Source organism: Pseudomonas sp. AC229, assembly GCF_979254655.1.
Genome location: NZ_CEEDHK010000017.1, coordinates 114033 through 136666, shown reverse-complemented (window position 1 = coordinate 136666; position 22634 = coordinate 114033). Strand labels below are relative to the sequence as shown.

At 60.6% G+C, this 22634-nt stretch carries 19 protein-coding genes; 7 read left to right on the top strand and 12 right to left on the bottom strand.

The annotated features are described in order from the left end of the window. Window positions 1–22 precede the first annotated feature (22 nt). From rpsA to mtnA, 8 genes are all read right to left on the bottom strand, one after another. Window positions 23–1702 carry a 30S ribosomal protein S1 gene (rpsA, locus tag AC0IW7_RS22020; protein WP_122453300.1) on the bottom strand — a complete coding sequence of 560 codons (1680 nt, stop codon included), beginning with the start codon at window positions 1700–1702 and terminating at the stop codon, window positions 23–25. Window positions 1703–1826: 124 nt separating this feature from the next. Beyond that, complete coding sequence (gene cmk, locus AC0IW7_RS22015; protein WP_122497896.1) at window positions 1827–2516, bottom strand: (d)CMP kinase; 690 nt, start codon at window positions 2514–2516, stop codon at window positions 1827–1829. Continuing rightward, window positions 2513–4720: a bifunctional prephenate dehydrogenase/3-phosphoshikimate 1-carboxyvinyltransferase gene (locus AC0IW7_RS22010; RefSeq protein ID WP_471820877.1), complete on the bottom strand. Its 2208-nt coding sequence runs from the start codon at window positions 4718–4720 to the stop codon at window positions 2513–2515. The genes cmk and AC0IW7_RS22010 overlap by 4 nt, the downstream gene beginning before the upstream one ends. Window positions 4721–4748: 28 nt before the next feature. Continuing rightward, window positions 4749–5861, bottom strand: coding sequence for a histidinol-phosphate transaminase (hisC, locus tag AC0IW7_RS22005; RefSeq protein WP_471820834.1), 1113 nt, complete (start codon window positions 5859–5861; stop codon window positions 4749–4751). Between the two features lie 26 nt (window positions 5862–5887). After that, window positions 5888–6994, bottom strand: coding sequence for a prephenate dehydratase (gene pheA, locus AC0IW7_RS22000; RefSeq protein WP_122453304.1), 1107 nt, complete (start codon window positions 6992–6994; stop codon window positions 5888–5890). Continuing rightward, window positions 6995–8080, bottom strand: coding sequence for a 3-phosphoserine/phosphohydroxythreonine transaminase (gene serC, locus AC0IW7_RS21995; RefSeq protein ID WP_471820832.1), 1086 nt, complete (start codon window positions 8078–8080; stop codon window positions 6995–6997). It abuts the gene before it with no gap. A 99-nt stretch (window positions 8081–8179) separates the two neighbouring features. Further along, window positions 8180–11008 (bottom strand): DNA gyrase subunit A, encoded by a 2829-nt coding sequence (gyrA, locus tag AC0IW7_RS21990; protein ID WP_471820830.1) that lies wholly within the window; start codon window positions 11006–11008, stop codon window positions 8180–8182. 279 nt (window positions 11009–11287) lie between these two features. Continuing rightward, window positions 11288–12364 (bottom strand): S-methyl-5-thioribose-1-phosphate isomerase, encoded by a 1077-nt coding sequence (gene mtnA, locus AC0IW7_RS21985; RefSeq protein ID WP_122497884.1) that lies wholly within the window; start codon window positions 12362–12364, stop codon window positions 11288–11290. A gap of 200 nt (window positions 12365–12564) precedes the next feature. Between mtnA and AC0IW7_RS21980 the strand changes: the two genes are divergently transcribed. The 4 genes from AC0IW7_RS21980 to AC0IW7_RS21965 all read left to right on the top strand — a co-directional run bounded on the left by AC0IW7_RS21980 (window position 12565) and on the right by AC0IW7_RS21965 (window position 16125). Then, entirely contained in the window at window positions 12565–13905 is a 1341-nt protein-coding gene (locus tag AC0IW7_RS21980; RefSeq protein ID WP_471820828.1) for a TRZ/ATZ family hydrolase, read from the top strand. A 46-nt stretch (window positions 13906–13951) separates the two neighbouring features. After that, a complete protein-coding gene (ubiG, locus tag AC0IW7_RS21975; protein ID WP_122497880.1) occupies window positions 13952–14650 on the top strand; it encodes a bifunctional 2-polyprenyl-6-hydroxyphenol methylase/3-demethylubiquinol 3-O-methyltransferase UbiG in 699 nt (232 codons plus the stop codon). Then, entirely contained in the window at window positions 14650–15321 is a 672-nt protein-coding gene (gene mupP / locus AC0IW7_RS21970) for an N-acetylmuramic acid 6-phosphate phosphatase MupP (RefSeq protein ID WP_471820826.1), read from the top strand. Before ubiG ends, mupP begins: the two co-directional genes overlap by 1 nt. Before the next feature lie 63 nt (window positions 15322–15384). After that, the gene (locus AC0IW7_RS21965; protein WP_463541882.1) at window positions 15385–16125 is read left to right on the top strand and encodes a YciK family oxidoreductase; all 741 of its coding nucleotides are present in this window, start codon (window positions 15385–15387) and stop codon (window positions 16123–16125) included. Window positions 16126–16179: 54 nt separating this feature from the next. On the opposite strand, the gene rlmKL is transcribed toward AC0IW7_RS21965, so the two are convergent. Further along, on the bottom strand, window positions 16180–18399 hold the full coding sequence (rlmKL, locus tag AC0IW7_RS21960) for a bifunctional 23S rRNA (guanine(2069)-N(7))-methyltransferase RlmK/23S rRNA (guanine(2445)-N(2))-methyltransferase RlmL (protein ID WP_471820824.1): 2220 nt from the start codon (window positions 18397–18399) through the stop codon (window positions 16180–16182). 577 nt (window positions 18400–18976) lie between these two features. Here rlmKL and rmf point away from each other — a divergent pair. Continuing rightward, window positions 18977–19192, top strand: coding sequence for a ribosome modulation factor (gene rmf, locus AC0IW7_RS21955; protein ID WP_122453312.1), 216 nt, complete (start codon window positions 18977–18979; stop codon window positions 19190–19192). A 126-nt stretch (window positions 19193–19318) separates the two neighbouring features. On the opposite strand, the gene AC0IW7_RS21950 is transcribed toward rmf, so the two are convergent. Together AC0IW7_RS21950 and AC0IW7_RS21945 are read right to left on the bottom strand one after the other, a co-directional pair. Next, complete coding sequence (locus tag AC0IW7_RS21950; protein WP_471820823.1) at window positions 19319–20347, bottom strand: quinone-dependent dihydroorotate dehydrogenase; 1029 nt, start codon at window positions 20345–20347, stop codon at window positions 19319–19321. Between the two features lie 66 nt (window positions 20348–20413). Next, window positions 20414–20644: a DUF2835 domain-containing protein gene (locus tag AC0IW7_RS21945; RefSeq protein ID WP_463382429.1), complete on the bottom strand. Its 231-nt coding sequence runs from the start codon at window positions 20642–20644 to the stop codon at window positions 20414–20416. A gap of 183 nt (window positions 20645–20827) precedes the next feature. Between AC0IW7_RS21945 and AC0IW7_RS21940 the strand changes: the two genes are divergently transcribed. After that, the gene (locus AC0IW7_RS21940; protein WP_471820822.1) at window positions 20828–21721 is read left to right on the top strand and encodes a DUF6685 family protein; all 894 of its coding nucleotides are present in this window, start codon (window positions 20828–20830) and stop codon (window positions 21719–21721) included. On the opposite strand, the gene AC0IW7_RS21935 is transcribed toward AC0IW7_RS21940, so the two are convergent. Further along, window positions 21712–22185 carry a helix-turn-helix domain-containing protein gene (locus AC0IW7_RS21935; RefSeq protein ID WP_471820821.1) on the bottom strand — a complete coding sequence of 158 codons (474 nt, stop codon included), beginning with the start codon at window positions 22183–22185 and terminating at the stop codon, window positions 21712–21714. The genes AC0IW7_RS21940 and AC0IW7_RS21935 overlap by 10 nt on opposite strands. Before the next feature lie 157 nt (window positions 22186–22342). On the opposite strand from AC0IW7_RS21935, the gene AC0IW7_RS21930 reads away from it, so the two are divergent. Beyond that, window positions 22343–22597 (top strand): hypothetical protein, encoded by a 255-nt coding sequence (locus tag AC0IW7_RS21930; protein ID WP_471820820.1) that lies wholly within the window; start codon window positions 22343–22345, stop codon window positions 22595–22597. The last annotated feature ends 37 nt before the right edge of the window (window positions 22598–22634 follow it).

The window sequence follows — 22634 nt, the reverse complement described above, 5'->3', positions numbered from 1 at the left end:
TTTCTTAACGGAAGCTCAGAACTTAGTTCTGGTTTTCCATTTGTGCGCGGATCAGATCACCGATGGTGGTCGGACCAGCAGTTTCAACTTCCTGCTTGCGCATTTCTTTGATGGCTTCTTTTTCGTCTTCAACGTCTTTCGACTTAACCGACAAGCTGATTACGCGGCTCTTACGGTCAACGCTGATGATTTTAGCTTCTACTTCTTCGCCTTCTTTCAGCACGTTGCGGGCGTCTTCAACGCGGTCGCGGCTGATTTCGGAGGCTTTCAATACAGCTTCGATGCCTTCGGCCAGGGTGATTACAGCGCCCTTGGCGTCTACTTCTTTGACGGTGCCGCGAACGATCGCGCCTTTGTCGTTGGTAGCAACGTATTCGGAGAACGGATCGCTTTCCAGTTGCTTGATGCCCAGGGAGATGCGCTCACGCTCTGGGTCAACCGACAGGATCACGGTGTCCAACTCGTCGCCTTTCTTGAAGCGGCGTACAGCTTCTTCGCCTACTTCGTTCCAGGAGATGTCGGAAAGGTGAACCAAGCCGTCGATGCCGCCATCCAGACCAATGAAGATACCGAAATCGGTGATCGACTTGATGGTGCCGGAGATCTTGTCGCCTTTATTGAACTGACCCGAGAAATCTTCCCACGGGTTAGTTTTGCACTGCTTGATACCCAGGGAGATACGACGACGCTCTTCGTCGATGTCCAGAACCATAACTTCCACTTCGTCGCCAACTTGTACGACTTTCGACGGGTGGATGTTCTTGTTGGTCCAGTCCATTTCGGAAACGTGTACCAGGCCTTCAACGCCTTCTTCCAGCTCAGCGAAGCAGCCGTAGTCGGTCAGGTTGGTGACACGAGCAGTCACGCGGGTGCCTTCTGGGTAACGCGCTTTGATAGCAACCCATGGGTCTTCGCCCAGTTGCTTCAGACCCAGGGATACACGGTTGCGCTCGCGATCGTACTTCAGCACTTTTACATCGATCTCATCGCCAACGTTGACGATTTCCGATGGATGCTTGATGCGCTTCCAAGCCATGTCGGTGATGTGCAGCAGGCCATCCACGCCACCCAAATCGACGAATGCGCCGTAGTCGGTGAGGTTTTTGACGATACCTTTGACTTGCTGGCCTTCTTGCAGGGATTCCAGCAGAGCTTCACGCTCGGCGGAGTTCTCGGCTTCGAGGACGCTGCGACGGGAAACGACAACGTTGTTGCGCTTCTGGTCGAGCTTGATGACTTTGAATTCCAGCTCTTTGCCTTCGAGGTGCGTGGTGTCGCGCACTGGGCGAACGTCAACCAAAGAACCTGGCAGGAACGCACGGATGCCGTTAACGTCGACAGTGAAGCCGCCTTTAACCTTACCGTTGATAACGCCCTTAACCACTTCTTCAGCTGCGAAAGCCGCTTCCAGAACGATCCAGCACTCTGCACGTTTGGCTTTTTCACGGGACAGCTTGGTTTCACCAAAGCCATCTTCAACCGCGTCCAGTGCAACGTGTACTTCGTCACCGACCTTGATGGTCAGCTCGCCAGCGTCGTTGTAGAACTGCTCGAGCGGGATGACGCCTTCAGACTTCAGACCGGCGTGGACAGTAACCCAGTCACCATCGATATCAACAACGATACCAGTGATGATTGCGCCCGGCTGCATGTCGAGGGTTTTTAGGCTTTCTTCAAAAAGTTCTGCAAAGCTTTCGCTCATGTTAATTCCTGATTGATCTAGGACGGATAAACCCGCCCAGCATCCACACTCCAGACAATGTGGGTTTCGTTAGTTTAAAAGCCGGGCGTGGGATAAAGACTGGGTTCCTCACAGACCTGCTCTGTCATCCAGCGAGGTCGCGGTTGGCGACTTCGTTCAGAATGCGTTCCAGCACCTGCTCGATCGAGAGTTCGGTGGAATCCAGCACAATGGCGTCAGCCGCTGGTTTGAGCGGTGCCACCGTGCGCTGAGTATCGCGCTCATCGCGCAGACGAATCTCGTCTAGCAGACTCGCAAGATTAACATCGTCGCCTTTTGCCTTCAACTGCAAGTACCGGCGTCGAGCACGCTCTTCCGCGCTGGCGGTCAGGAAAATCTTAAGCGGCGCGTCAGGGAACACCACGGTGCCCATGTCGCGACCATCCGCTACAAGCCCGGGCATTTCCTGGAAAGCGCGTTGCCGCTGCAACAGCGCATCCCGCACGGCGCCTAGCGCGGCGACTTGTGAAGCACCTGCGCCAATCTGCTCGTTGCGAATCGCATCAGTGACTTCTTCGCCTTCCAGAATGATGCGTTGCGGCTGCCCATTGGCGGCCGCAACGAATTGCACATCCAGATGAGCGGCGAGCAGTTTCAGCGCTTCTTCATTAGTCAGGTCGACGCCATGGTTGCGCGCTGCGAATGCCAACAAGCGATACAGCGCACCAGAATCCAACAAGCTCCAGCCCAGCTTTTTGGCGACCAAGCTGGCAATGGTGCCCTTGCCCGAACCGCTTGGACCGTCGATTGCGATGACTGGCGCCTGAATGCTCATGATTTGCCCTCTTCAGCGACACGAATGCCCACTTGCGCGGCCAGGCCGAGGAAGTTGGGGAACGAGGTGGCGACGTTGGCGCAATCGTGAATGCGGATTGGCGCAGTAGCGCGCAGCGAAGCGACGCTGAATGACATGGCAATCCGATGGTCGCCATGGCTGTGCACTTCGCCGCCGCCCAGGGTGCCGCCATCAATAATGATGCCGTCCGGCGTCGGCTCGACCTTCGCGCCCAACGCCAGCAGCCCATCGGCCATCACCTGAATACGGTCAGACTCTTTTACCCGCAGCTCTTCAGCGCCGCGCAGCACAGTGCGCCCTTCAGCCACAGAGGCAGCGACGAACAGTACCGGGAATTCATCGATGGCCAACGGCACCAAGTCTTCCGGAATGTCGATGCCCTTGAGTTTGGCCGAGCGAACGCGCAAATCGGCTACTGGCTCGCCACCGACTTCGCGCTGGTTTTCCAGCGTAATGTCGGCGCCCATCAGACGCAGGATGTCGATAACGCCGGTACGGGTCGGGTTAATACCGACATGTTCCAGCACCAGCTCGGAATCTTCGGCAATGGAACCAGCCACCAGGAAGAAAGCGGCGGAGGAAATATCTGCCGGCACTTCGATGTGCGTCGCGGTCAGTTTGTGGCCGGATTCAACGGTGGCCTTGTTGCCGTCGACCGTCACCGGGTAACCGAAACCGCGCAGCATGCGCTCGGTGTGGTCGCGGGTCGGCGCAGGCTCAATCACGGTAGTGGAACCCGCAGCGTACAGACCGGCGAGCAGCAGGCAAGATTTCACCTGAGCGCTGGCCATCGGCATTTCGTAGGTCATGCCACCCAGGCGACGGCCGCCGTGAATGGTCATGGGCGGACGCCCTTCAGCAGCGGTGTCGATCAAGGCGCCCATTTCACGCAGTGGCTTGGCCACGCGATTCATCGGACGTTTCGACAGCGACGCATCGCCCGTCAGGGTGACGTCGAACGGTTGCGCGGCCAACAGGCCCGACAGCAAACGCATCGACGTGCCGGAGTTACCGAGATAAATCGGGCCGGGCGGCGCCTTCAAACCATGCAGACCAACGCCGTGAATGGTCACGCGGCCGTGATGCGGGCCTTCAATCACCACGCCCATATCGCGGAACGCTTGCAGGGTCGCCAGGGCGTCTTCGCCTTCGAGGAAACCTTCCACCTCGGTCACGCCTTCAGCAAGCGAGCCGAGCATGATCGAGCGGTGGGAAATGGATTTGTCGCCCGGTACACGAATACGGCCGGACAAACGGCCACCTGGGTTAGCCAGGAAAATCAGATCGTTGGTATTCATAGCGTCCACATAGGCCCGACGGGCCAAAATTTTGCTGAAATGCTCACGGGCCACTCGAGCGCGAGTGAAAACGCCCAGAAGCTGATGCCCATCCCCGGCATCGACCGCGTCGCGCAGGGCGTCGAGGTCGCTGCGAAAAGTGTCCAGCGTGCGCAGCACCGCCTCGCGATTGGCGAGAAAGATGTCATGCCACATCACCGGGTCGCTGCCGGCGATTCGCGTAAAGTCGCGAAAGCCGCCAGCGGCGTAACGAAAGATCTCCAGGTTCTCGCTGCGCTTGGCCAGCGAGTCCACCAACCCAAATGCCAACAGATGCGGCAAGTGGCTGGTGGCGGCCAGCACCTGATCGTGGTGCTCCACCGCCATATGCTCAACGTCGGCGCCCAGCGCACGCCACAGCGCGTCGACCAGGCTCAACGCTGCCGAATCCGTCTGTTCAAGCGGCGTCAAAATGACTTTATGACGACGGAACAACTCGCTATTCGAGGCTTCGACACCGCTCTGCTCCGACCCGGCAATCGGGTGACCGGGCACGAACCGCGCCGGCAAACCGTCGAAGGCCAAACGCGCCGCGCGCACTACGTTGCCTTTGGCACTGCCGACATCCGTCAACACGGCGTCGCCCAAGTCGAGCTTGGCTAATTCGCGCAGCAGCTTTTCCATCGCCAGAATAGGAACAGCCAGCTGAATCACACTGGCGCCCTGACAGGCGGCAGCCAATTCAGCTTCGCAGCGATCCACCACACCCAACTCGACGGCCATGCGCCGCGACTCGGGGTCAAGGTCGAGGCCGACCACTTCGCGGCACAAGCCGCTTTCGCGCAAGCCTTTGGCGAACGACCCGCCGATCAACCCCAGGCCAATCACCACCAGGCGCTCGATCATAGGTGCACGCTGTTGCGCCGCCATGACATCAGCCACTGGCGAGAACCTTGGTCAGCGCATCCAGAAAGCGGGTGTTTTCAGTCGGCAAACCGATGGTGACGCGCAGGAAGTTGGGCATGCCGTAGTTGGCAACCGGACGCACGATTACGCCTTCGCGCAGCAGGCCCTGATAAACCGGCATGCCTTCGCGGCCCAGGTCCACAGCGATGAAGTTGCCTTTTGAGGCAATCCAGCTGAGGCCAAGTTTGCGGAATCCCTGCTCCAACTGCTGCATGCCGGCATCGTTCAGCGCGCGGCTTTCATTCAGGTAGTCCGCATCCGCCAGCGCCGCACAGGCCGCCGCCTGGGCGAGACTGTTGACGTTGAAGGGCTGGCGAACGCGGTTTAGCACGTCGGCAATGGCGGGCGACGATACGCCGTAGCCCACGCGCAACGCAGCCAGTCCATACGCCTTGGAGAATGTCCGCGACACCAACAGGTTCGGGTGTGCGGCGAGGTAATTCAGCCCGTCCGGCAGCTCGCCGCCAGTGGCGTATTCGATATAAGCCTCGTCCAGCACTACCAACGCATGCGCCGGCACCTTGGCGAGGAAACGGCGCAACGCATCGGCATCAAACCAGGTGCCGGTCGGGTTGTTCGGGTTAGCGATAAACACCACACGGGTGTTGGCGTCGATGGCCGCGAGCATGGCGTCAAGGTCGTGCCCCCACTCCTTCGCCGGCACCACTTTGGCCTGAGCGCCGACCGCCTGGGTAGCGATGGGATACACGGCAAACGCGTGCTCGCTGAACACCGCGTTCAAGCCCGGTGCCAAATACGCACGGGCGACCAGCTCAAGAATGTCGTTCGAGCCGTTGCCGAGCGTCACTTGGTTAGTCTGCACACCGCAACGCTCAGCCAGCGCTGCTTTCAATTCGAAGCCGTTGCCGTCCGGGTAACGCGTCAATTCGGCGGCCGCCAGGCGAATGGCCTCCAGCGATTTCGGACTCGGCCCCAGCGGGTTTTCGTTACTGGCCAATTTGACGATGCTAGCCGGGTCCAGATTCAGCTCACGGGCGAGCTCGTCTACCGGTTTACCCGGCACGTAAGGCGAAAGCTTTTGCACGCCGGGCTGGGCCAGGGCGAGGAAATCACTGCTCATGGGTTCTCCTCAGAGAATCGTGGAGGTCACAGCACTGCCTTGGGATACGAGCCCAATACTTTCAGTGCGACCGCTTCCTGATTGATCTTTTCCAGCACGTCACGGATCAGCGGATCACGGTGGTGGCCGGCAAAGTCGATAAAGAACACATACGTCCATTTGCCGCTGCGCGAAGGGCGCGTTTCGATGCGGGTCAGGTCGATGCCATTGGCATGGAACGGCACCAGCAGCTCATGCAAGGCGCCCGGCTGGTTGCGCATGGAGGCGATGATCGACGTTTTGTCGTCGCCGGTCGGCGGCACTTCCTGACTGCCGATAATGAGGAAGCGCGTGGAATTATCCGGACGGTCTTCGATCTTCTCGGCCAACTTGCTCAAGCCGTACAAACCCGCGGCCATGTCGCCGGCAATTGCCGCCGAATTCCACTCACTTTTCACCCGTTTGGCGGCTTCGGCGTTGCTCGAAACTGCTACGCGTTCCACGTTCGGGTAATGCGCGTCCAGCCACTTACGGCACTGCGCCAAGGACTGAGCGTGGGAGTAAATGCGGGTGATGCGGTCGGTCTTGGTTACATCGCCAACCAGCAGGTGATGGTGGATGCGCAGCTCAACTTCGCCGCAAATCACCATGTCGTGTTCAAAGAAGCTGTCGAGGGTGTTGTTCACCGCGCCTTCGGTGGAGTTTTCCACCGGCACCACGCCGAAATTCACCGCGCCAGCGGCCACTTCGCGGAACACTTCGTCGATGGCAGCCATCGGCACGGTGATTACCGCATGGCCGAAATGCTTCATGGCTGCTGCTTGGGTAAACGTACCTTCCGGCCCCAGATAAGCGACCTTCAGCGGCTGCTCAAGCGCCAGGCACGACGACATGATTTCACGGAACAAACGCGCCACTTCCTCATTTGGCAGCGGGCCTTTGTTCAGTTCCATGATGTGCTTGAGCACCCAGGCTTCGCGTTCTGGACGGTAGAAAACCGGCTTCTCGCCCTCGGGCAGCGCGGCCATTTTGACGCGCGCCACTTCTTGCGCGCAGCTGGCGCGCTCGCTGATCAAATCGAGGATTCGCTTGTCGAGGCTATCGATGCGAACCCGCAGCGCTTTGAGCTCGTGCTCGGAAGGTACACCTGTCATCTAGCCGTGCTCCTTCTCGAACTCCGCCATGTAGGCAACCAGCGCTTGAACGCCATCGAGGCCGACGGCGTTATAGATAGAGGCGCGCATGCCGCCGACCGAACGGTGGCCTTTAAGGTTGAGCAGGCCACGGGCGTCGGCGCCGGACAGGAATGGCTTGTCGAGACGCTCGTCTGCGAGGCGGAACGGCACGTTCATCCACGAGCGCGCATTCACGGCGATCGGGTTGCTGTACAGATTGCTGGCGTCGATGGCGCCGTACAGCAGCTCTTTCTTCGCCCGGTTACGCTGCTCCATTGCCGCGACACCGCCCTGCTCTTTCAGCCATTCGAACACCAGGCCAGAGAGGTACCAGGAGAAGGTCGCTGGCGTGTTGTACATCGAGCCGTTATCGGCCGCGACTTTGTAGTTGAGCATGGTCGGCGTGCTGGAGCGAGCACGACCGAGCAGGTCTTCACGGACGATCACCACGACCAAACCGGACGGGCCGATGTTCTTCTGGGCGCCGGCGTAAATCAGGCCAAACTTCGACACGTCGAGGGTGCGCGACAGAATGTCCGAAGACATATCAACCACCAACGGCACGTCACCGGTTTCCGGAATCCAGTCGAATTGCAGACCACCGATGGTTTCGTTGCTGGCGTAGTGAACGTAAGCGGCGTCTTTGGTCAGCTGCCATTCGTTCTGGCCAGGGATGGCGAAGTAGTCGTACGGCTTGGCACTGGCGGCGACGTTGACGTTGCCGTAGCGACGCGCTTCTTCGATGCTTTTCTTCGACCAGATGCCGGTGTCGATGTAGTCGGCCGTGCCGTCTTCTGGCAGCAGGTTAAGCGCGATTTCGGCAAATTGCTGGCTGGCGCCGCCTTGCAGAAACAGCACTTTGTAGTTCGACGGAATAGCGAGCAGGTCGCGCAGGTCTTGCTCGGCTTTCTCAGCAATGGCCACGTAGTCATCGCTGCGATGGCTCATCTCCATGACCGAAAGGCCTTTGCCATTCCAGTCCAGGAGCTCGGCCTGAGCACGTTGCAGTACAGCTTCGGGAAGCGCGGCTGGGCCTGCGCAGAAGTTAAAGGCTCGCTTGCTCACGTCAGTCTCTCTCGTTCTACACCGTCAACCGAGCGACGGTGCATGCTGTCATTCGTGCAGGTGTCAGGCGCGCCACCGAAAGCAGCGCGCCCTGCCCGCTTAGTCTTCGCTTGGCGCCTCGGCAGCGTCGTCGGACACCGCGTCAATCGCGTCGTCCAGATCGGCACTGTGCAAGTCCGCAGCATCGATGTCGGCATCATCCAGCTTAGCGCCTTCCAGCACTTCACCGTCTTCGCCAACCAGCACTTGCCCTTCCACTTCCGAAGGTTCCTGCACACGCTCCAGGCCAACCAGCGTCTCGTCAGAGGCCAGCTTGATCAGCGTGACGCCCTGGGTGTTACGGCCCGAACTGGACACTTCGTCCACACGGGTACGCACCAAGGTGCCCTGATCGGAAATCAACATGATTTCCTCGCCGTCCTGCACCTGAATGGCGCCGATGAGCTTGCCGTTACGCTCTTTGGTGACCATGGCGATAACGCCCTGACCGCCACGACCGCGACGTGGGAATTTGCTCAACGCGGTGCGCTTGCCGAAGCCGCGCTCGGAGGCAGTGAGAATCTGCGCGCCGGATTCGGGAATCAGCATGGAGATCAGGGTCTGACCTTTGCCCAAACGCATACCGCGAATACCACGAGCGCCACGGCCCATGACACGGATCGAGCTTTCAGCGAAGCGAATCACCTTGCCGGAGTCGTTGAACAGCATCACTTCCTTGGCGCCGTCGGTGATGGCCGCTGCGATCAGGGTGTCGCCTTCTTTCAACTTCAGCGCGATCAAGCCGCTGGTGCGCGGGCGGGCGAATTGCGACAGCGGGGTCTTCTTCACGGTGCCCATTGCGGTGGCCATAAAGATGTACTCGCCGGTCGGCTCAGCCACCCACTCAGCGGTCTCGCCTTCGACTTCTTCGACTTCCGCCGCTTCTTCGGCTTCCACCACTTCGCCTTCGATCACGTCTTCGGCGTCGTCCAGATCTTCATCGGCGCCGGCAGTTTTCTGCAGGGCTTCGAGATCGATCTGCAGCATGGTGGTGATGTATTCACCTTCGTCCAGCGGCAGCAAATTCACCAACGGACGACCACGGGCAGCGCGGGACGCTTCCGGGATTTCGTAGGTTTTCAGCCAGTACACCTTGCCCTTGCTGGAGAACAGCAACAGCGTGGCGTGGCTATTGGCGACCAGTAGGTGCTCGATGTAGTCCTCATCTTTCACGCCGGTAGCCGACTTGCCTTTACCGCCGCGACGCTGGGCCTGATAGGCCGACAGCGGCTGGGTCTTGGCATAACCACCGTGGGAAATGGTGACCACACGCTCTTCTTCGGTGATGAGGTCACCCAGCGTCAGGTCCAGACGGGTGTCGAGAATTTCAGTGCGACGCTTGTCGCCGAATTCAGCCTTCACGCCTTCCAGCTCTTCGCGGATCACTTCCATCAGGCGCGTGGCGCTGGTCAGGATGCGGATCAGCTCGCCGATCTGGTCGAGAATTTCTTTGTACTCGGCCAGCAGTTTTTCGTGTTCCAGGCCGGTAAGGCGGTGCAGACGCAGGTCGAGAATCGCCTGAGCCTGTTCCGGCGAAAGGTAGTACTTACCGTCACGCAGGCCATATTGCGGGTCGAGGTCTTGCGGGCGGCACGCTTCGGCGCCAGCCGCTTCAACCATGCCCTGCACGGCACTGGATTCCCAAGCCTGGGAAATCAACGCTTCCTTGGCTTCAGCCGAGCTAGGCGAGGCCTTGATGACCGCGATAACGGGGTCGATGTTGGACAGCGCAACCGCCTGACCTTCAAGGATATGGCCGCGTTCACGGGCTTTGCGCAGCAGGTAAACGGTACGGCGGGTAACCACTTCACGGCGGTGAAGAATGAACGCTTCAAGCAGATCCTTGAGGTTCAGAATCTTCGGCTGGCCGTCGATCAGTGCCACCACGTTGATGCCGAATACGCTTTGCAGTTGGGTCTGCGCGTAGAGGTTGTTGAGGATCACCTCCGGCACTTCGCCGCGACGCAGCTCGATGACGATGCGCATGCCGTCTTTGTCGGACTCATCGCGCAGTTCGGTGATGCCTTCGAGCTTCTTCTCTTTCACCAGCTCGGCGATCTTTTCGATCACACGGGCTTTGTTGAGCTGATACGGCAGCTCGGTGATCACGATCTGCTGGCGGCCACCGACTTTGTCGATGTCTTCGAACATGGCGCGGGCGCGAATCTGGATGCGACCACGACCGGTGCGGTAGGCCTCGATGATGCCGGCACGACCGTTGATGATCGCCGCGGTCGGGAAGTCCGGACCGGGGATGTAGTGCATCAGGTCGTCGATCGTCAGCTCGGGGTTGTCGATCAGCGCCAGGCAACCGTCGATAACCTCGGTGAGGTTGTGCGGCGGAATGTTGGTCGCCATGCCCACGGCAATACCGCTGGAACCGTTGACCAGCAGGTTGGGAATCTTGGTGGGCATAACGGCCGGGATGATTTCAGTGCCGTCGTAGTTGGGCACCCAGTCGACCGTTTCTTTGTCGAGGTCGGCCAGCAGTTCATGGGCCAACTTGGTCATGCGCACTTCGGTGTATCGCATGGCGGCGGCGTTGTCGCCGTCAACCGAACCGAAGTTGCCCTGGCCGTCGACCAGCAGGTAGCGCAAGGAGAAGGGCTGCGCCATACGGACGATGGTGTCGTAAACCGCCGTATCACCGTGGGGGTGGTACTTACCGATTACGTCACCGACCACACGGGCGGATTTCTTGTAAGCCTTGTTCCAGTCGTTGCCCAGCTCGCTCATCGCGTACAGAACGCGACGGTGCACGGGCTTGAGGCCGTCACGTGCATCCGGCAAGGCGCGCCCTACGATTACGCTCATTGCGTAGTCGAGGTAGGACTGTTTCAGCTCGTCTTCGATATTGACCGGGAGGATTTCTTTGGCCAGTTCGCCCATGAGAAGCCTGGTTCCTTTTTCTGGTGAAACTCCGCGCATTCATCCTGAATGACGGGGAGTTCGCCGTTGCCGCCTTCAGGCCACAACGACACATGACAAATCAACGAGTTATGGCATGGATCTGCGCAATTGGTGTGGCCATGGCAGGCCCCCTTGAAAACTGACGGAGAGTACCACAACCGATGCCCTGAACCTATCCCCGCAACGCAGGCCGCGCGTCAGGCGAGGCCATATAAATGACATCACCCGAACGGGCACAAACGCTAATATATGAAGGCGTTAGTGCAGGCGCTTGCGGCACATGAGCAGGGCCATCTTGGCCTTGTCCGGACGCTCGACCACACCCTTCTCGGTAACGATGAAATCGATCAGGTCAGCTGGGGTCACATCGAACACCGGATTCACCGCCGGCACATCCGCCGCCACCCGCTTGCCGGCCAGCTCCAGCAACTCGCTGCCGGCGCGTTCTTCAATCGGAATGTCGTCGCCGCTTTCCAGGTTCATGTCGATGGTCGAACTCGGCGCCACCACCATAAAGCGCACGCCGTGGTGCATGGCGTTTACGGCCAATTGATAGGTGCCGATCTTGTTGGCCACATCGCCGTTAGCGGTGATGCGGTCGGCGCCGACGATTACCCAGGTGATGCCTTTGGTTTTCATCAGATGCGCCGCCGCCGAGTCGGCGTTCAGGCTCACCGGAATACCTTCGTTCAGCAGTTCCCAAGCGGTCAGGCGCGAGCCTTGCAGCCACGGCCGGGTTTCGTCGGCATACACGCGCTCGACCAAGCCATCCAGGTAGGCCGCCCGAATCACGCCCAACGCCGTACCGAAGCCGCCAGTGGCCAGGGCGCCGGTGTTGCAGTGAGTCAGCAAGGTTTGCAGGTTGCCTTGATGGCGGCGAATCAGGTCGACGCCCAATTGCGCCATGGTCAGATTGGCCTCGCGGTCGCTCTCGTGAATGGCCTCGGCCTCGGCATTCATGATCGCCAACGCATCGTCGCTGTCTTTGATGCGGTACAGGCGCTCACGCATGCGGTTCAGCGCCCAGAACAGGTTGACCGCCGTGGGCCGCGAGTTATTGAGGGTTTCGAAGTCTTCTTCCAGCGCCATCTGCCAGTCATCGCCTTCGGCCATTCGCGCCCGCACACCGAGCGCCAGGCCATAAGCGGCAGCAATACCAATAGCCGGGGCGCCGCGCACCACCATGTCTTTGATCGCTTGGGCGACACCGGCCGCCGAGTCGAAGCGCACCCAGGTTTCCTCGAAAGGCAACGCACGCTGGTCCAGCAGGTACAGCGCGCCATCCCGCCAATCGATGGCTGTAACCTTCTCTGCTGCCAACAATTGCTCGCGCATGACCATCCTCGTACTCAGAAGCGAAAAGCCGCGGATTATAGCGAGCCCCACACCTGGGCGCTCGGGTATACTTCGTCGGCGCGAAAACCCGTCCAGGCCGGCGTTCCGAGCCGGACGTAGTCAACTTCCTACGTAGACGTAGGCGATACTGTCGAAAGCCTACTGCTACACGCCCATCGTTATAGCCTTTGGATACCGCCATGCCCAACACCGCCGCCCCGCTCGACCTGCTGCTCCTGCCAACCTGGCTGGTGCCCGTCGAGCCTGCCGGCGTGGTGTTGCAGGAGCACGGTTTGGGTATTCGCGACGGCCGCATCGCCTTGATCGCCCCACGCCAGGAGGCCTTGCGCCATCCCGCTACCGAGGTGCGCGAACTGCCAGGCATGTTGCTGAGCCCGGGGCTGGTAAACGCCCACGGCCACGCGGCGATGAGCCTGTTCCGGGGCATGGCCGACGACAAAGCGCTGATGAACTGGCTGCAAGACCACATCTGGCCGGCCGAAGCCAAATGGGTGGATGAAAGCTTTATTCGCGACGGCACCGAATTGGCAATCGCCGAACAGTTGCAGGGCGGCATCACCTGCTTCTCCGACATGTACTTTTTCCCGGAAGTCGCCAGCGAGCTGGTGCACACCAGCGGCATTCGCGCGCAGATCACCATTCCGGTGCTGAACTTCCCAATCCCCGGCGCCCGTGACGCCGACGAGGCCCTGCGCAAAGGGCTGAACCTGTTCGACGACCTGCGCCTGCACCCGCGCATCAAGGTGGCGTTCGGCCCGCACGCGCCGTACACCGTCAGCGACGACAAATTGGAAAACATCCGCATGCTCGCCGAGGAGCTGGATGCTGGCATTCATATGCATGTGCAGGAAACCGCCTTTGAGGTGCAGCAAAGCCTGGAGCAGCATGGCGAGCGCCCGATGGCCCGCCTGGCCCGGCTCGACCTGCTCGGCCCGCGTTTTCAAGCCGTGCACATGACTCAGGTAAATGACGACGACCTGCAATTGCTGGTCGAAAGCAACGCCAGCGTCATTCATTGCCCCGAGTCGAATCTGAAGCTGGCCAGCGGCTTTTGCCCGGTCGAGCGCTTGTGGCAAGCGGGCGTGAACGTGGCCATCGGCACCGACGGCGCGGCCAGCAACAACGACCTCGACCTGCTCGGCGAAACCCGCACCGCCGCCATGCTGGCCAAAGCCGTGGCCGGTTCTGCCACCGCCCTGGACGTACACCGGGCCCTGCGCATGGCCACCTTGAACGGCGCCCGCGCGCTGGGCCTGGAAACCGAAATAGGCTCGCTGGAAATCGGCAAGGCCGCCGACATCGTGGCATTTGACCTCACCGAATTAGCGCAACAACCGGTGTACGATCCGGTCTCTCAATTGATCTATGCCAGCAACCGCAACAGCGTCAAGCATGTCTGGGTCGGCGGTAAGCAGTTGCTCGACAACCGCCGCCTGACCCGCATGGACGAAGACAAACTGCACGCCAGCGCCCGCGCCTGGGGCCAGAAGATCGCCACCAGCCGCGCGCCCTTGAAGTGACCACGCACTTGCTGGCCGCCACCGAATTCGATTTGAGGAAACCTGTATGAGCAACGTCGACCACGCCGAAATCGCCAAATTTTCCGCCCTCGCCCACCGCTGGTGGGACCGCGAAAGCGAGTTCAAGCCGCTGCACGACATCAATCCGCTGCGGGTGAACTGGATTGATGAACGGGTCAACCTGGCCGGCAAGAAAGTGCTCGACGTCGGCTGCGGCGGCGGCATCCTCAGCGAAGCCATGGCTCAGCGCGGCGCCACCGTCACCGGCATCGACATGGGCGAAGCGCCGCTCGCGGTGGCGCGCTTGCACCAGTTGGAATCCGGCGTACAGGTGGAGTATCGCCAGTGCACCGCCGAAGCCCTGGCGGACGAAATGCCCGAGCAGTTCGACGTGGTCACTTGCCTGGAAATGCTCGAACACGTGCCCGATCCGGCCTCGGTGATTCGCGCCTGCTACGCCATGGTCAAACCCGGCGGCCAGGTATTTTTCTCCACTATTAACCGCAACCCCAAGGCGTACCTGTTCGCCATCGTCGGCGCCGAATACCTGATGCGCCTGCTGCCGCGCGGTACCCACGATTTCAAGAAATTCATCCGCCCGTCCGAACTCGGCGCGTGGAGCCGCTCCGCCGGCCTGGAAGTCAAAGACATCATCGGCTTGACCTACAACCCGCTGACCAAGCACTACAAGCTGGCCAACGACGTAGACGTCAACTACATGATCCAGACCGTGAAGGGGGCCTGATGCGCCTGCAAGCGGTTCTTTTCGATATGGACGGCACGCTGCTCGACAGCGCGCCAGACTTCATTGCCATCGCCCAAGCCATGCGCGCCGCGCGCGGCCTGCCGCCGATGGAAGACAAGCTGATTCGCGACCACGTCTCCGGCGGCGCCCGCGCCATGGTGCTGCGCGCCTTTGACGTCGACCCCATGTCCGAGCAGTTCGAAGCCCTGCGCCTGGAGTTCCTGGAGCGCTATCAGGACCACTGCGCCGTGTTGACGAAGCCGTTCGACGGCATCGCCGAGCTGCTGGCCGACATCGAACACGCCAAGCTGATCTGGGGCGTGGTCACCAATAAGCCGGTGCGCTACGCGGCGCCGATCATGGAACAGCTGGGGCTGGCCGAACGCTCGGCCATCCTCATCTGCCCGGACCACGTCACCCACAGCAAGCCCGACCCCGAGCCGCTGCTGCTGGCCTGCTCGCGGCTTGGCCTGGACCCGGCAAGCGTGCTGTATATCGGCGACGACTTGCGGGACATCGAATCGGGCCGCTCCGCCGGCACCAAAACCGCAGCCGTGACCTACGGCTATATCCACCCCGACGACAACCCCCGCCATTGGGGCGCCGACGTGGTGGTTGATCACCCGTCGGAACTGCGCGCCGTGCTGGATCGGGCGCTGTGCAGCTGCTGACCGTTTGATTCCCGGTCGGCCGCTTCCCAGCGCCCGCCCGGCTTATTCCTAGAGAGACTGCTGATGTTCGACTATTCCGCCCGCCCCGACTTGCTCAAGGGCCGTACCATTCTCGTGACTGGCGCCGGCCGTGGAATCGGTGCCGCCGCTGCGAAAACCTACGCCGCCCATGGCGCCACCGTTCTGCTGCTGGGCAAGACCGAAGCCAACCTGAGCGCCGTGTACGACGAGATCGAAGCGGCCGGGCACCCGCAACCGGTGGTCATTCCGTTCAATCTGGAAACGGCATTGGCGCACCAGTACGACGAACTGGCGGTGATGATCGAAAACGAATTTGGCCACATCGACGGCGTGCTGCATAACGCCTCCATCGTTGGCCCGCGCACGCCGCTGGAGCAGCTGTCGGGCGACAATTTCATGCGCGTGATGCAGGTGAATGTGAACGCCATGTTTATGCTCACCAGCACCTTGCTGCCGCTGCTGAAACTGTCTGCCGATGCGTCGGTGATCTTCACTTCCAGCAGCGTAGGACGCAAAGGCCGGGCCTATTGGGGCGCCTATGGCGTCTCGAAATTTGCCACCGAAGGCCTGATGCAAACGCTGGCGGACGAAGTGGCCGACATCACCAATGTGCGCGCCAACAGCATCAACCCGGGCGCCACCCGCACCGACATGCGCGCCCACGCCTACCCCGGCGAAAACCCGATGAACAATCCGCTGCCCGCCGAGATCATGCCGGTGTACCTGTACCTGATGGGGCCAGACAGCCAAGGCGTGAACGGCCAAGCGTTCGACGCGCAGTAAGCGCGCACAAAAAAGCCGCTCAATTGAGCGGCTTTTTTGTGCGCGTCAGATCAGTTATTTCGCCATCAAGCGCCACGCGCGGTGGATTTTCGCGTTGCGGGCGAAGTCCGGATCGAGCGTGCTGGCGGTAATTTCTTCCACCTGATACCGCGCCGCCAGTCCTTCATCGAGCTGGAATTTACGGAAGTTGTTGGAGAAATACAGCACGCCACCGGCCGCCAACCGCGCCATGGCCAGGTCCAGCAACTGCACGTGGTCGCGCTGCACGTCGAACACGCCTTCCATGCGCTTGGAGTTAGAGAAGGTCGGCGGGTCAATAAAGATCAGGTCGTATTCCTCGCGATCTGCGGCCAACCAGTTCATCACATCGCCCTGCTCCAAACGGTTCTTGTCCGAGAAGCCGTTCAGCGACAGGTTGCGGCGCGCCCAGTCCAGGTAGGTTTTCGACAGGTCGACGCTGGTGGTCGTGCGCGCGCCGCCTTTGGCCGCGTGCACAGACGCCGTGGCGGTGTAGCAGAACAGGTTTAGGAAACGCTTGCCGGCCGCTTCACGCTGAATGCGCAGGCGCAGCGGACGGTGATCGAGGAACAGGCCGGTGTCGAGGTAATCGGTGAGGTTGACCAGCAACTTCACGCCGCCTTCGCTGACCTCGGTAAAGGTGCCTTGGCTGGCTTGGCGCTCGTACTGTTTGGTGCCGCTCTGACGCTCGCGACGCTTGATCACCACCTTCGATTTATCGATACCGAGCGCCTGCGGGATGGCCGCCAGGGCATCGAACAGCCGCCCCTGGGCCTTGTCGGCGTCGATGGTGCGGGGCGGCGCGTATTCCTGAACGTGCACCCAGTCGTGGTACAGATCGATAGCCAGGGCGTATTCAGGCATGTCCGCGTCATAAACACGGTAGCAATCCACGCCCTCACGGCGCGCCCATTTGCCCAGGGTTTTCAGGTTTTTCTGCAATCGGTTGGCAAACATCTGCCCGCCTTCGCTCAGGCGCGCCTGCTCGACTGGCGCGCTGGCCGGCGCCTCGACTTCATGCCCCTGGGCCGCTTGCTCACGCTCGCGCTCGCGCTGCTCAGGGGTGCGGCGCTCGCCGGTAACGAACTGCTCGGGTTGCACCTTGATCAGCAGCAGCTTGCACGGCAGTGCGCCGTTCCAGAAGGCGTATTGCTTGTGGCTACGAATGCCCATGCGCTTGCCCAGATCTGGCGCGCCGGTAAACACCGCCGCTTCCCAGTTCATACACGCCTGGCGCAGGCGTTCACCGAGGTTTTGGTAGAGGTAAAGCAAGCTGGCTTCGTCGCCCAAGCGCTCGCCGTACGGCGGGTTGCACACCACGAGACCGGTCTGGTTGTGGTCCGGACGCGGCTCGAAGGTGGCCACTTCGCCCTGGTACACCTTGATCCAGTTGGAAAGGCCGGCGCGCTCGATGTTGTTGCGCGCGGGTTGAATCAGTCGAGGGTCGGCCTCGTAACCGCGAATCCACGACGGCTGTTTCGCCAGGCCTTCGTCAGCACGCTGCTGCGCCTCGGCATGCAGCTTCTTCCACAGTGCCGGCACGTGGCCGAGCCAGGCGGTAAAGCCCCAGCGCTCACGCTTGAGGTTCGGCGCGATATCGGCAGCGATCATCGCCGCTTCGACCAGGAAAGTGCCGACGCCACACATCGGGTCCGCCAGCGCGCCCCCAGCCGCTGCAATGCGCGGCCAGCCGGCGCGAATCAGCACAGCGGCGGCGAGGTTTTCTTTCAACGGCGCGGCGCCTTGCTGCAGGCGGTAGCCGCGCTGGTGCAGGCTGTGGCCAGAGAGGTCGAGCGAGAGAATGGCTTCGCCACGGTCCAGGCGCAGGTGAATGCGCAGGTCCGGGTTGAGTTTGTCGATGGACGGGCGCTCGCCCGTGCTGGTGCGCAGTTTGTCGACGATGGCGTCTTTGACTTTCAGGGCGCCGAAGTGGGTGTTGTCGATACCCGAGCCATTGCCGCTGAACTCGACAGCCAGGCTGCCGGCCGCGTCCAGGTGTTCAGCCCAGTCGACGTCCAGCACGCCGTCATAGAGGTCATCGGCATTGGCCATGGGAAAGCGCTTGAGCACCAGCAACACGCGGTTGGCCAGGCGCGACCAGAGGCACAGGCGATAGGCCGTTTCCATCTGCGCGAAGCCGCGGATCGCCGAGGTGTGCTCACGGGTTTCTTCCAACCCCAGCGCGGTGGCTTCCTCAGCAAGCAAGCCTTCCAAGCCCTTGGGGCAAGTAAGAAAAAGTTCGAAACGATCCGACATGTGTATTCCAGTGCCTAAGCGTAATGGCGCGCAGGTGAGCTGCGTGCCCGGTTAAAAACCGGGGTTCTACCCGCCGGTCCCGCGCATCGAAATGAAGCGCTTGGTGAGCCTTACGGCTCAAGCTGCCAGGCCAGCCCGTGTGAAAGCAGCCTAGACGCAACCCCTTTGCCGCGCCTGCTTGCAGGTTTGGCGGCGGTATCCGACAACAACAAAAGGCGACGGACACCGCAAAAAAACATATTCGAGACCCTTCGTCGGAATCGATGAACATCGCAAGTGCGAAAAGATCGCACTGGCCAATCGCCGTTATTTCCAGCTCCAGCCCCGGCCCCGTTGGCGCAGGCCGTACCGTAACGGTTTGCTTATGGCCGCACCACGACAAACGTTACGTGCTTATGACAAAACGATCATTCCCAGCACCGGCCGCATTCGATAGAAATCAACTCAGCCCAACGTCGCAACGGCGTTGGGAGGAGACCGTAACGCCGGCAGCGGGCTCCACTGGCAGAGGCTTTCTGCCAGGCCTCGCCAAGAGGCGAACCAGGACATAACAGTCAACAAGTGAGGGCAACACCCTATGAGAAGACTTAAGCGTGATCCTTTAGAAAGAGCTTTTTTGCGCGGCTATCAATTTGGCGTCCATGGCAAATCTCGTGAATTGTGTCCATTTACTCTTCCGTCCGTGCGCCAAGCCTGGATCAACGGCTGGCGAGAAGGTCGCGGTGACAATTGGGACGGACTGATCGGCACCGCCGGTATCCATAGGCTTAATGAACTCAACGCAGTCGGTTAAACAGGGAAACTCCGACTACTTATTTACTCTCCGCTTAACCATGCACGTCCCATCCGGACGGCGGGCGAGAGCCCAGGGCCTCCTTTAAGGAGGCCTTTTTATTGGCTGCGTTTTTTCGCCTTTGGGTTATTTGGCCTTGGGCATCGCCCCGATGGCATCCACCGCTTCGCGGATCAACGCGGGCCCCTTGTAGATAAAGCCCGAATAAATTTGCACCAGGCTCGCGCCCGCCTCGATTTTCTCGGCAGCGTGCTTGCCCTCGGTAATGCCGCCCGCCGCGATGATAGGCAAACGTCCGCCCAATTCAGCGGCCAGTGCACGAACGGTGTAGGTGCTCTTCTCACGCACCGGCGCCCCGGACAACCCGCCCGCCTCGTCACCGTGCTCCAGGCCTTGCACGCCGTCGCGGCTCAAGGTGGTGTTGGTGGCGATGACAGCATCCATTCCGGCCTGCACCAAGGCGTTGGCCACTTCGACGATTTCTTCATCGCTCATGTCCGGGGCAATCTTGATCGCCAGCGGCACGCGCTTGCCGTGCACTTGGGCCAGGTCTTCCTGGCGTTGACGCAGTGCTTCAAGCAGTTGTTTAAGCGAGTCGCCGAATTGCAGGCTGCGCAGGCCCGGGGTGTTGGGCGAGCTGACGTTGACGGTCACGTAGCTGGCGTGGGCGTAGACCTTATCCAGGCACAGCAAGTAATCATCGACGGCGCGCTCGACCGGCGTGTCGAAGTTCTTGCCAATGTTGATGCCCAGCACGCCTTTGAATTTCGCCGCCTGAACCCGCGCCAGCAAATGGTCCACGCCGTGGTTGTTAAAACCCATGCGGTTGATGATGGCTTCGGCTTGCGGCAGGCGGAAAAGGCGGGGCTTGGGATTGCCCGGCTGCGGGCGCGGCGTCACGGTGCCGATTTCCACAAAGCCGAACCCCAACTGGGCGAAGCCATCGATGGCGTCGCCGTTCTTGTCCAGCCCGGCCGCGAGGCCGACAGGGTTGGGGAAATCCAGGCCCATCACCCGCACCGGCACGCGCGCCGGCTGTTTGCAGAACACGCCATTCAAGCCCAGGCGGCCGCCGGCGCCGATCATGTCGATCGACAACTCGTGAGAGGTTTCTGCAGAGAGTTTGAAAAGCAGGTCGCGGGCCAGGGTATACATGGGCGGGCTTCGCTCGAGAAAAAAGGTCGGCGATTATAGCCCTGCCCGGCGCTGCACGGCGAGGCGCTAGCGCGTTGCTGTAAGACGCCGCAGGGCGACAAGCTCGCCGGCGCTGTTAAACTCCAGCTCGAATGAACCGTAGACGCCGTCGTGGGTCAGAAAAGGCCGCAAGTGGTGCGCCGGCAGGCTGACACGCCGACCATCGCGGCTACGTAACAGGATTCGGTTGGCCTGCCCCTGATAGACCGCGCGCAAACGTTCGACAGATAGGGCAATATCCAACTCCAGGCTTGGCATGGAGGCTACCTCGCAAATGATTCCCGCAATACTGCCACAGACCACCAATGGGTCGCAGGCGCATGGCCGCTGGCTGGGCATGCCCGGCTGCACGACCGTTATGAATGGTTGGACAATTGCTCCGGCACATTTGCACATCGTCTGCCACACTGGCTTGCATGACCCAGGAACTAGCATTTGGCCATGAGTCCCAGCGAGCATCCCGCCTCCCTTACCGAACGCATTTCAGCCCTGGCGCAGCGCCTGGGTTTGAGTGGCCGTGGGCCGCGGCATATCTTGCAACGTGCCAGCGAACTGCGTTTGCCGTTTCAGGTATTGCCGCAGCCCAGCGAGCAAATCTGGTGGCAAAACGGCGCACCGCTGCAACGCTTGGTCGACCTGCCGCGTAACGCGCTCTCCGGCCCGGTGCAGGAAGACAAAGCCGAGGCTCACGCCATGCTGATCAAAGTGGTCGAGCACGACACTCAGCAGCTCAACGCCTTTGACCTGCGCTTGATCGACGGCCTGTGCGGCAGCGACCTCAGCGCCCCACCCTTCGCCAGCTTCGAGCAGTACGCCAGCAGCGAGGCGTGTAAAGGCATACGCATCATTAGCTACAAAGATTTCGTCAGAGTTATCAGCACCGCACTTCCGCGTTTTCTGGCCGGCGAGCGCATCGTGCTGCGCCAGGCCGACTGGGTAGGCAATCGCGTGTATTGGGCCGGCGAGCACCACCATGAGGCCTTTGCCAGCGCCATTGCCTATGCACGTTTGCGGGGATTGGACGTGGCCTTGCCCGCCGAGCTGACCCGCTACCGCATCAACGAAGCCGGGCTGCATGCCCTGCAGGCCGGTTATCACATGCTGGCCATGCCCGTGCAGGCCTGGAGCGATCCGCAATTCATGGGGTTGTTGCTCGACAAAGGCGTGCCCTACGCGCGGCTGGCCATGCTGCGTACTCCCGGCGCGCCAGAGTTCTTGTTGCTGCCCAAGCATTCCGCCGAAGCCACCGCCTTGGGCGAAGGCTTGCGCCTGGCCGGCGCGCCGGATGTGGTGGCGTATTTGTGTCAGTTGGCGAAGACGATCACTCAGCGCTGAGCGTTATCGGGGTCGGTCGCTGCCGCTTTTTCGTCCACGTCGCTCCCCTGCTCCGCCTCAAGTGCAGACTGGCGCTCTTGCAGCGCCTCACTTTCACTGATCAGCTGCAACTGCGGTTGGTGGCGATCGGTCCAGTCTTCCAGCGTCAGCCCGAGATTTTCCAGCAGCGCCGGGTTGCGCTGCACCAGGTACACCGCGTTCAGTTGCCCGGAATCCGCCACCTTCAATTCCACTTCGCCATCCACCGGACCGCCGTATGTGATCCAGCGTGAGAATTCGGGGTAAAGGCTGCAGACTTTCTCAAAATCAATGTCGTGCATGCGTTGCTGACCGCTTTCAATATTTTCCAGGCGCTTCCTGTCGATACCCGTCAATTTCTCAAACGCTGGGCGGCTCAAGCCCATCAACTCGCGCAAACCGCGCAGTCGTTGGCCAGCGGTGAAGAGAAAACGTTGATTGTTCATCTGTACTTCCTGTCGAGATACCGTATTTCCGATCTTTACTACCAGTTAGGTACAAACCGGATTAAACACCTAACCTTTAGTAATAGAATGCGGAGCAGAGATTAAGGAAACCAAACCTGTCAGTGCGTTGACAGGTCGCGATGGTGCAGGAAGCCCTATGAAAGAAATACAGCTCACCCAGGCATGGTTCCGGGAATGCCCTCGTTATTTGAGCGTTCAGCGTTTTTGCGAGGCCGCTGGTTTAACCAAGCGCCAAGCGCACATTGAGCGCCTTGTAGATCAAGGCGTGCTGCCCACCCGCCGCATCGGTCGCTACTTGATGGTGGACATGCATGAGCTGATGGTCATGCTGCCTTCCCACATGGAAGAAGAAGCGGGTCTTGACGTTGCCGAGCCCGACCCTACGCCCTGAAGCAATCGTTCCGATTGGGTAATGGCGCTAATTCTTG